The sequence below is a fragment of the Achromobacter sp. UBA5777 genome (assembly GCF_002418565.1).
Classification (GTDB): Bacteria; Pseudomonadota; Gammaproteobacteria; order Burkholderiales; family Burkholderiaceae_B; genus Achromobacter; species Achromobacter animicus.
This window is the reverse complement of the sequence record NZ_DIEJ01000007.1, coordinates 1-10411: the sequence shown is the minus strand read 5'-3', so window position 1 is coordinate 10411 and position 10411 is coordinate 1. Positions and strand designations below refer to the sequence as shown.

Genomic DNA, 10411 nt, shown 5'->3' with positions numbered 1-10411 from the left:
GCGCGCTTCGGTGCGCATCCACAATCCGGCCGTGGCTCAGCGCATGGCTGCCGCCCCGGGCGTGTCGCGCGACCGCGCGCCGTTCGCCGGCCGCATCGCGCGCCAACAGCAGCAGCTGGGGCTGCCCGCCTATCCCACCACGACCATCGGCTCGTTCCCGCAAACCGCCGAAATCCGCGCGCTGCGCCGCGACTGGAAGGCCGGCGCCCTGACGGATTCCGCGTACGAAGCCGCCATCCGCAAGGAGATCGAGGAGGTCATCCGCTTCCAGGAAAAAGTGGGCCTGGACGTACTGGTGCACGGCGAGCCCGAGCGCAACGACATGGTGGAGTATTTCGGCGAGCTGCTGGCCGGATTCGCCTTCACCAAGAACGGCTGGGTGCAGAGCTATGGATCGCGTTGCGTGAAACCGCCGATCATCTTCGGCGACGTGGCGCGCCCCGCGCCCATGACGGTGGGCTGGTCGTCCTACGCGCAGTCGCTGACCGGCAAGCCGGTCAAGGGCATGCTGACCGGCCCGGTCACCATCCTGCAATGGTCGTTCGTGCGCGATGACCAGCCGCGCGAACAGACCTGCCGCCAGCTTGCGCTGGCCCTGCGCGACGAGGTCGTGGATCTGGAAGCGGCCGGCATCAACGTCATCCAGATCGACGAGCCCGCCATCCGCGAGGGCCTGCCGCTGCGCCGCGCCGACTGGCAGGCGTACCTGGACTGGGCCGTGGACTGCTTCCGCCTGTCGACCGCCGGCGTGCGCGACGAGACGCAGATCCACACCCATATGTGCTATTCGGAGTTCAACGACATCATCGAATCCATCGCGGCCATGGACGCCGACGTGATCACGATCGAAACGTCGCGCTCCAACATGGAACTGCTCAAGGCGTTCGAGGATTTCCGTTACCCGAACGACATCGGCCCGGGCGTGTATGACATCCACTCGCCCAACGTGCCCGAGGTGGACTGGATGGTGGACCTCATGAACAAGGCTGCCGCCCGCCTGCCCAAGGAGCGGTTGTGGGTGAACCCCGATTGCGGCCTGAAGACACGCGCCTGGCCAGAAACCGAGGCCGCATTGATCGGCATGGTCCAGGCGGCCCGCGCGCTGCGCGACGCAGCCTGAAGCCATGGTCCGTCCCCGGCGCGCAGGCGCCGGGGCGCCGCATCCGCCAACCCGGCCGTGCCCCTTCGCGCGCGCCGGGTTTTTTGCCATCCGCCCACGGCGATTCCAGGGCCGATCTGGCGCCAGCCCGCGCCGGCCGGTGCCGCCGCGCAGGCCAGCGTGTGGGATAGCGGGCCATCCCCCGGCCAATTAATACGATTGCGGCAGGCCGCCTGCGCTATACTTTGAAGGTTTTGTTGCCGCGCACCATTACGCGCTGGCCGTCTCTGCCCCGCAGGCCCCACGCATGCCCTTGCCACCGCCGGATTGTCCTCGTCAGCCGCTGCATACGCGTTCCATACGTGTGCAGTCGTACGCGCGCGACGACGGCAACTGGGACCTGGAAGCCGAGCTTATCGACGTCAAGGCGTACGATTTTCCCAAGCGCGACGGCGAGATGTTCAAGGCGGGGCAACCCATCCACCATATGCACCTGCGCATCACCATCGACGAGCAATTCTCGATCGTGGCGGCTCAGGCCGTCTATGACGCGGCGCCTTACGGCGAGCATTGCAAGGCCATCGAGCCGGCGTACACTGACCTGATCGGCATGAACCTGCTCAAGGGGTTCCGTCGCCAGGTCAAAGAGCGGTTCGGGCATGTGGAAGGCTGTACGCACATGACCGAACTGTCGCAGGTGCTTCCCACCGCGGCGGTCCAGACCATGGCCAACCGCCGGCGGCAGGAACCCAACCCGAACCGGCGTCCATTCCAACTGGACGGCTGCCATGCGCTCAGCACTGGCGGCCCTGTGGTGGCTGAGCATTATCCCGAGTGGTACACCGGGGGTAGCGCTGAGGCATCGGCCGAGTCGTCCTCCGATTCACCTTCTTTTTCTCATACGTCCTGACAGGTAACACATGAAAATCCACGAGTATCAAGGCAAGGAACTGCTGAAGCAATTTGGCGTCCCCGTGCCGCGCGGGATCCCCGCTCTTTCCGTCGACGAGGCCGTGGCTGCCGCTGAAAAGCTGGGTGGACCGGTTTGGGTCGTCAAGGCACAAATCCACGCGGGTGGCCGCGGCAAGGGCGGCGGCGTCAAGCTGGCCCGCTCGCTGGACGACGTTCGCAAGCTGGCCTCCGAAATCCTGGGCATGCAGCTCATCACGCACCAGACCGGCCCCGAAGGCCAGAAGGTCCGCCGCCTGTACATCGAAGACGGCGCCGACATCCAGAAGGAATACTACGTGTCGCTGGTCACCGACCGCGCCACGCAGAATGTCGCCTTCATCGCTTCCAGCGAAGGCGGCATGGACATCGAGGAAGTGGCTCACTCCACGCCCGAAAAGATCATCACCGAATACATCGACCCGCTGACCGGCCTGTCCGCCGAGCAAGCCACCAAGATCGCCAACGCGATCGGCCTGCCCGCCGACTCGACCGCCCAGGCCGTTGACGTGTTCCAGAAGCTCTACAAGTGCTACATGGACACCGACGCCTCCCTGGTCGAAATCAACCCGCTGAACCGCGACAGCAAGGGCAACATCATCGCCCTGGACGCCAAGTTCAACTTCGACTCCAACGCCCTGTTCCGTCACCCGGAAATCGTCGCCTACCGCGACCTGGACGAAGAAGATCCCGCTGAAATCGAAGCCAGCAAGTTCGATCTGGCCTACATCCAGCTCGACGGCAACATCGGCTGCCTGGTGAACGGCGCCGGTCTGGCCATGGCCACGATGGACACCATCAAGCTGTTCGGCGGCGAGCCGGCCAACTTCCTGGACGTCGGCGGCGGCGCCACGGCCGAAAAGGTCACCGAAGCCTTCAAGATCATGCTGGCCAACAAGAGCGTCAAGGCCATCCTGGTCAACATCTTCGGCGGCATCATGCGCTGCGACGTCATCGCCGAAGGCGTGATCGCTGCTTGCAAGGCCGTCAACCTGAACGTGCCGCTGGTCGTCCGCATGAAGGGCACCAACGAAGAGCTCGGCAAGAAGATGCTGGCTGAATCGGGTCTGCCCATCATCAGCGCCGACACGATGGCCGAAGCTGCCACCCGCGTCGTAGCCGCCGTCAAGTAAAGAGAAAATCAAGGATTCACAATGTCGATTCTGATCAACAAGGACACCAAGGTCATCACCCAGGGCATCACGGGCAAGACGGGCCAGTTCCACACCCGCATGTGCCGTGAGTACGCCAATGGCAAGGCCGCCTTTGTGGCCGGCGTGAACCCCAAGAAGGCGGGTGAAGATTTCGAAGGCGTGCCGATCTTCGCGTCGGTCAAGGACGCCAAGGCTGACACCGGCGCCACCGTGTCGGTCATCTACGTGCCGCCCGCGGGCGCAGCTGCCGCCATCTGGGAAGCCGTCGAAGCCGAACTCGAACTGGTCATCTGCATCACCGAAGGCATCCCGGTCCGCGACATGCTTGAAGTCAAGAACCGCATGAAGGCCAAGGGCAGCAAGACGCTGCTGCTGGGCCCGAACTGCCCCGGCCTGATCACCCCGGACGAAATCAAGATCGGCATCATGCCCGGTCACATCCACCGCAAAGGCCGCATCGGCATCGTCAGCCGTTCGGGCACCCTGACGTACGAAGCCGTGGCGCAAGTCACCGAACTGGGCCTGGGTCAATCCAGCGCTGTTGGTATCGGCGGCGACCCCATCAACGGCCTGAAGCACGTCGACGTGCTCAAGCTGTTCAATGACGATCCCGACACCGACGCCGTCATCATGATCGGCGAAATCGGCGGCCCGGACGAAGTCAACGCGGCGCAGTGGGCCAAGGACAACATGAAGAAGCCGGTCGTCGGCTTCATCGCTGGCGTCACCGCCCCTCCCGGAAAGCGCATGGGCCACGCCGGCGCGCTGATCTCCGGCGGCGCCGACACGGCCGACGCCAAGCTGGAAGTCATGGAAGCCTGCGGCATCCGCACCACGCGCAACCCCTCCGAAATGGGCAAGCTGCTCAAGTCGGTGCTGTAAGTCTCAGCATTGCGTAATAAAAAAGCCCGCTTCGGCGGGCTTTTTTTCGTCCATCTTTTTGGTGATTTCTTAGGGTAATCCCGCGTCCAGGAAGCGGTCGGGGCAATCATACGGAAAGCTGAACGAAACTATAATGAAAGAAATTTTGCGCGTACCAGCAAGAATGCCGTCGGGCTCGCACCAAGACGGTCAGTACGTTTCTCCGTTCAAATTCATCCATTAATTTGGTTTTCTCCTAGGGGGATCACACCTAGGAAAGAGAGGCATGGAACTCAGTTCAGCGGCATTCTGGATCGCGTTGCTCCAGATCATTTGGGTCAACATTCTGCTATCAGGCGACAACGCCGTGGTTATTGCGCTGGCGGCGCGTTCACTGCCTCCGGCACAACAGAAAAAAGCGATCGTGGTCGGTTCCGCCGCTGCGATCATCATGCGTATCGTGCTGACGCTCGTGGCGGCCAAGTTGCTGCTCCTGCCGTGGCTCAAGCTGATCGGTGCACTGCTTCTGGTCTACATCGGCGTGACGTTGCTGTTGCCGGAAGGCGAAGAAGACGGCGCCGGCAAGACGCAGGGAAATCTTTTCACTGCCATCCGCACCATCATGATCGCCGACCTGGTCATGAGCCTGGACAACGTGGTGGCCGTCGCCGCCGCGGCAATGGGCGATACGACGTTGCTGGTGCTCGGCCTGGCCATCAGTATTCCCCTGGTCATCTTTGGCAGCACGCTGCTCTTGAAGGTCATCGAACGTTTCCCGCTCATCGTCTGGGTCGGCGCGGCGTTGTTGGGCTTCATTGCGGGCGAACTGCTGGTGGGCGATCCTGCACTGCAAGAGCCCGTAGCGCGTATTGACGCGGCGCTGGGCGTGACGCAGCATAGCTTCGCACTGATGTCCGGCGCGCTGGGCGCCGTGCTGGTGCTGCTGATTGGTAAAGTTTTGCTGATGCGCCAGAAAGCTGACTGAAAGCTGAACTACAATAATATGTTTTTCTGCATCAACCTGCCGCGCGAAGGCGCGGCAGGGCGGCCGGGCCGGGACCGGCCATTCTTTTAATAAATGCCTTCGGGGGTTCAAAGTGCTTGAGTTTTTTCAGACGCTGAGTTGGGCAGCGGTATTTCAAATCATTCTTATCGACATCCTGCTCGGCGGCGACAACGCTGTCGTGATCGCGTTGGCGTGTCGCAATCTGGCGCCCAAGCAACGGATGCAAGGCATCTTGTGGGGCACCGCGGGCGCAATCATTCTGCGTGTCGTGCTGATCGCCTTTGCGATGCAGCTTTTGAACATCCCGTTCCTGAAGGTCGTGGGCGGCGTGCTGCTCGTCTGGATCGGCGTCAAGCTCCTGATTCCCGAAGACGATGCGCATGGCGACATCAAGGGTGGCACATCCATCGTTGCCGCGATCAAGACCATCATCATTGCTGACTTCGTGATGAGCCTGGACAACGTGATCGCCATTGCCGGTGCTGCGCAGAACGCGCATGCCGACCATCAACTGGGTCTGGTCATCTTCGGTCTGGTCGTCAGTGTGCCGATCATCATCTGGGGCAGCACGCTGGTGCTCAAGCTTATCGACCGCTATCCGCTGGTCGTCACCTTCGGCGCGGGCCTGCTGGGCTGGATCGCCGGTGGCATGCTGGTTACCGACGTTATTGTCGAGCGTCAATTTGGCGTTCAGCCGACTACGGTTAAAATCGCCGCTGAAATTATTGGCGCCTTGCTCGTTGTTGTCCTTGGACGGTGGCTTGCAAGCCGCAAGAACGCTTCCAAGGAATCAGCACATGAGTCTGCGTAGATCCACCGATCCCCAGCAATCCGAATCGGGCCTGAGCCTTCTTCAGGGTCTGTTCGTGCTGGCCATCCTCGGCGTAGTCGCGACGATCATCGTCTCCAACTTCGTTTGATGGCATCACGTGTCTCTGCCGCAACGTCTGGTCATTGCGACCCGCGCCAGCCGGCTTGCCCTGTGGCAAGCCGAGCATGTGCGCGATCGACTGCGCACGCTGTACCCAGCGTGCGCAGTTGAACTTCTTACCCTGACGACCCGAGGCGACCAGATCCTCGACCGCACGCTGTCCAAGGTGGGCGGCAAGGGGCTGTTCGTCAAGGAGCTCGAAAACGCGCTGCTCGACGGGCGCGCCGATCTCGCTGTCCACTCCCTCAAGGACGTGCCGGTGGATCTGCAGGCCCCGTTCGAGCTTTGCGCCGTCCTCGATCGCGCGGATCCGCGCGATGCCTTCGTGTCCAACCGATATGCCTCGCTGGCGGACTTGCCCGCGGGCGCCGTGGTCGGCACGTCCAGTCTGCGCCGCGAATCCCAGATCCGTTCCCGGTTTCCCGCTCTGGTGGTCAAGCCCCTGCGCGGCAACCTGGATACGCGCCTCGGCAAGCTCGACAAAGGCGACTACGACGCCATCGTGCTGGCGGCGGCGGGCCTGGAACGTCTTGGCTTGGGCGAGCGCATCCGCAGTCTGCTCGATCCCGCCGACAGCCTGCCGGCAGCAGGGCAGGGCGCGCTCGGTATTGAAATCCGCGACGATCGCGACGACATGCGTGCGTGGCTCGCGCCGCTGGTCAGCGCAGACACCACCGCCTGCGTGCTCGCGGAGCGCGCCGTGTCGCGCAAGTTGGGCGGCTCCTGTCAGGTTCCCCTGGCCGCGTTTGCCCAGATTGCCGGCGACACCCTGTCGCTGCGCGCGCTGGTTGCGTCGCCCGACGGCACCCGCATCGTTCACGCCGCGCACACCGGTCCGGTGGACCAGGCCGAAGCCATTGGCGAAGCCGCCGCCTCCGAATTGCTGGACGCAGGCGCCGCGGCGATCCTCCGCGAACTCCTGCACAACGAGCCGCACTGATGGATCCGGCGTTTGCAGCCGCCGAAGGGCCGCGCATCGCCATCCTGACGCGGCCCGCAGGGCGCAACGAAGCGCTGGCCGGCCGTCTGCAGGACGCCGGTTGGCAGCCTTGCATCCTGCCGGCGCTTGAAATCCATCCCATCTCCGTCGCATCCGAAGACCTGCCCCGGCCTTCGGCTTTCGACCTCGTCGTGTTCGTCATCGGCAATGCCGCTCGCCAGTACCTGAACCAGCTTTCCCAGGCCGATGGCGCCGCCGGCTGGCCTGCGGGCGTGGCTGCGGCCACGGTCGGGCCCGCCAGCGCGCAGGCGCTGCGCGAGACGGGCTTTTTTGGCGCGAATACAACAGTTCTGCATCCGGACGATTCCGCGGCCACCCACGATTCCGAGGCGCTGTGGCGGGGGCTCGAGGCCCGGCCTAATCTGCCCGCGCGCGTGCTGGTGGTGCGTGGCACCCAGGGGCGCGACTGGCTCGGCGACAAACTCGAGGCGCATGGCGTCCACGTAATGCGTCACGCCGCCTACCAGCGGCGCGCGGCTGACTGGTCCCCTGACCAGCTTGGCGCACTGCGGCGCTGGGCCGAAGCGGGCGTCTCTGCCACCTGGCTGCTCACCAGCGGGGAGGGCGCAGATGCCGTACAAGGTCAGCTCAACGCAGCAGGTCTGACTGACTGGTGGCAGCGGTGCCGCTTCGTCATCACGCACCCCTCGCTGGTGCGTCGCCTGCCACCGTCCTGTCATGGCGCGTCCGGAGCGGCGATGGTAAAAATCTGCGTGCCGAACGACGAGTCGATATTCCAGGCTTTTGTTGCTGCTTGATTCGTTGGTTCGGACTGACACCGAATACAATCGCGTCATGACAGATAAGACTCCCGCTACCGATTCGGCCGTTCATCCGGCCGCCCCGGACGCAAGTGCGTCCGCATCGGCCCCGGCCGACTCCGTCAAGGCCCGTCCGGCCAAGCGCGGCAGTGGCCCCTTGGTCACCGCCCTGATAATCGTCATCCTGCTGGCCGTTGGCCTGGGTTATGCGCTGTGGAAGCAACGCACCCAGTTCGTCTCCGCCGGCCGCGAAGTCGCGACGCGCCTGGACACGCTCGGCGCCGACGTCGCACAAGCCCGCAAGGACACCCGCGAAGCCCTCGCGCTGGCGCAGGCGCAGTCCGGCCGCGTCGCCGAACTCGAAGACACGCTGCGCGAGACGCAAAGCCAGTACAACGCCCTGCAGCAGGCCTGGCAGAACTTCAACGACAGCGCCAGCGACGAATTGCTGGCCAACGACGTCGAGCGCCTGCTGACGATCGCCAACCAGCAATTGCGCCTGGCGGGCAATGTCTCCAACGCGATCGTTGCGCTGGAAACCGCCCAATCGCGTCTGGCGCGCGCCGACCGTCCGCGTTTTTCCAGCCTGCAGCAGTCCATCAACGGCGACCTGGACCGCCTGCGCGCCGTGTCCACCGTCGACATCCCCGCCCAGTCCGGCCGCATCGAGCGCCTGGTTGCGCTGATCGGCAAGGCGCCGCTGCTGGTGCCCGACACTGTATCACCCGGCGTGGCGCCTGTCGGGCAGGCCCAGCCGCCCGCGCCGGCCCCCACGATCGATCCGCAGGCTGGTCTCCCCGCCGACGCCCCGTGGTGGCAACGCTGGCGCGCCGAAGTTGCCTCGTGGCCCGGCCGCGCGGGCTCCGCGCTGGCCCATGAACTTGGCGGACTCATCACCATCCAGCGCGTGGACGAACCTGCCGCGCTGCTGTTGTCGCCCGAGCAAGCCGATCAGGTGCGCGGCACGCTGCGCCAGCGGCTGCTGACGGCGCAATTGGCCATGCTGATGCGCCAGCCGTCCGTCTGGAAGAGCGAGCTCGACAACGTCGGTTCGACGCTTTCCAAATACTTTGATGGCCGGTCGCCCGACACCGTCGCCGCGCAAACCCTTGCGCGCGAACTGGCCCAGACCGACATCGCCGTGCGCATGCCGGACGTGGCGGACAGCCTGAATGCCGTCGCGGCCCTGCGCGCCGCGGGCTTCAAGACCAGCGAGCAGGACTGAGCTCATGCGTACCTGGTTCTGGACCCTGCTGCTCGCCGTCGTCGCCGTCGCCCTGGCGGTGGTTCTGCGCTCGCACTCGGGCAACGTGCTGCTTCTGGTGTGGCCGTGGCGCATCGAGATGTCGCTGACGCTGGCCGTCCTGCTCATCGTCGCGACGTTCATCATCCTGTATGTCGGTCTGCGCCTGCTGGCTTGGTTGCTCGCCATTCCCGATCGCGTCCGGGCCTGGCGCGGCAAGCGCGCCCAGGCGCGCGACCACGAATTGCTGGAACGCGGCTGGATCGGGCTTCTTGAAGGCCGCTATTCCCATGCCGAGAAAGACCTGACGAAGCTTCTGGACCAGACCAAGGTCCGCACGCGCCGCGTCCTGGCCGCGCTGTCGGCGGCCCGTGCCGCGCACGGCCTCGGTGAATTCGACCGGCGCGATCGCCTGCTTGCCAACGCGCAGGAACAGGCCGGCACGGATCCCGGCCTGCTCGAAGCCACGGCCACGGTTTCCGCCGACATGCTGCTGGATCAGGGCCGCGCCGAGCGGGCCTTGACCGTGCTGGGGCCGCTGGCCGACGGTGGCGCGCGCCATCTGCATACCATGCGCCTGCTGCTGCGCGCACATACGGCCTTGAACCACCAGGAGCAGGTTTTCACGCTGGCGCGCGGTCTTCTGCGCCGCAATGCATTGGGCCGCCCGGAAGCCGACGTGCTGATCGACGCGGCCGGCGCCGCTCGCCTGCGGGCTGCGGCAGGCCAGGATGCCTGGCGCCCCATCTGGAAAGACCTCAAGGCCGAAGAGCGCCTGCTGCCTGAAATCGCGCTGGCGGGCGCGGCGGCCTTCGAAGCCGCCGGTGAGCCCAACGAAGCTGCCCGTGTGCTGGAGTCGGCCATCGCCGTCAAGTTCAATCCCGCCCTGGTGGCGGCCTACGCGCGCTGCGACGCCGAACACGTGTCGCGCCGCCTGGCCAAGGCCGAGACCTGGCTGCATCAACGTCCTACCGATCCCGACCTGCTGACTGCGCTGGGCATGCTGTGCCTGAACGGCCAACTGTGGGGCCAGGCCGAACGCTACCTGCTGCGCAGCCTCGCGCGTCGCAGCGATGCGCAGACGCATGCATTGCTGGGCAGCCTCTACGATCGCCTGGATCGCCCGGTCGACGCCGTGCGCCACTGGCGCCTGGCGACGGCCGCCAGCATGGCTCTGCCCGTGCTGGCCTCGGACGCAGCGCTTCCCGCCGCGGACACGGGTTCGGATCCCTACCGCGTGGACGCCGAAGGCGGCTATGCCGTCGGCCTGTCGGACACCGACAGCGACACGGACGTCGGCGGCGATTACCCGGCCTTGCCCGCCGGTGCTGCGGCAGCGCCCGTCGCCGCGTCGGCCTCGGACTACGTGCTGGACCCGGACGCGCGCGTCAGCAAGGCGCAGCACGAC

Annotated in this window: 11 protein-coding genes; all 11 read left to right on the top strand. The window is 65.2% G+C overall.

Annotated features, from left to right (window positions below; translation table 11 throughout):
* On the top strand, positions 1-1120 hold a 1120-nt coding region (metE, locus tag B3446_RS00410; protein WP_291376109.1), incomplete at its 5' end, for a 5-methyltetrahydropteroyltriglutamate--homocysteine S-methyltransferase.
* A gap of 286 nt (positions 1121-1406) precedes the next feature.
* The gene (locus B3446_RS00405; RefSeq protein WP_175124635.1) at positions 1407-2009 is read left to right on the top strand and encodes a DUF2889 domain-containing protein; all 603 of its coding nucleotides are present in this window, start codon (positions 1407-1409) and stop codon (positions 2007-2009) included.
* Between the two features lie 10 nt (positions 2010-2019).
* Positions 2020-3180 (top strand): ADP-forming succinate--CoA ligase subunit beta, encoded by a 1161-nt coding sequence (sucC, locus tag B3446_RS00400; protein ID WP_056567354.1) that lies wholly within the window; start codon positions 2020-2022, stop codon positions 3178-3180.
* Between the two features lie 21 nt (positions 3181-3201).
* Entirely contained in the window at positions 3202-4083 is an 882-nt protein-coding gene (gene sucD, locus B3446_RS00395) for a succinate--CoA ligase subunit alpha (protein ID WP_056567350.1), read from the top strand.
* A 265-nt stretch (positions 4084-4348) separates the two neighbouring features.
* On the top strand, positions 4349-5047 hold the full coding sequence (locus B3446_RS00390; protein ID WP_105238013.1) for a TerC family protein: 699 nt from the start codon (positions 4349-4351) through the stop codon (positions 5045-5047).
* Between the two features lie 112 nt (positions 5048-5159).
* Positions 5160-5879, top strand: a complete 720-nt coding sequence (locus tag B3446_RS00385; RefSeq protein ID WP_056567345.1) for a TerC family protein — start codon at positions 5160-5162, stop codon at positions 5877-5879.
* Positions 5866-5988 carry a hypothetical protein gene (locus B3446_RS00380; RefSeq protein ID WP_255357201.1) on the top strand — a complete coding sequence of 41 codons (123 nt, stop codon included), beginning with the start codon at positions 5866-5868 and terminating at the stop codon, positions 5986-5988. The genes B3446_RS00385 and B3446_RS00380 overlap by 14 nt, the downstream gene beginning before the upstream one ends.
* Positions 5989-5997: 9 nt before the next feature.
* Complete coding sequence (gene hemC, locus B3446_RS00375) at positions 5998-6939, top strand: hydroxymethylbilane synthase (protein WP_291376101.1); 942 nt, start codon at positions 5998-6000, stop codon at positions 6937-6939.
* Positions 6939-7757: a uroporphyrinogen-III synthase gene (locus B3446_RS00370; RefSeq protein ID WP_291376099.1), complete on the top strand. Its 819-nt coding sequence runs from the start codon at positions 6939-6941 to the stop codon at positions 7755-7757. Before hemC ends, B3446_RS00370 begins: the two co-directional genes overlap by 1 nt.
* Before the next feature lie 37 nt (positions 7758-7794).
* Complete coding sequence (locus tag B3446_RS00365; RefSeq protein ID WP_291376097.1) at positions 7795-8985, top strand: uroporphyrinogen-III C-methyltransferase; 1191 nt, start codon at positions 7795-7797, stop codon at positions 8983-8985.
* Between the two features lie 4 nt (positions 8986-8989).
* On the top strand, positions 8990-10411 hold a 1422-nt coding region (locus B3446_RS00360), incomplete at its 3' end, for a heme biosynthesis HemY N-terminal domain-containing protein (RefSeq protein ID WP_291376096.1).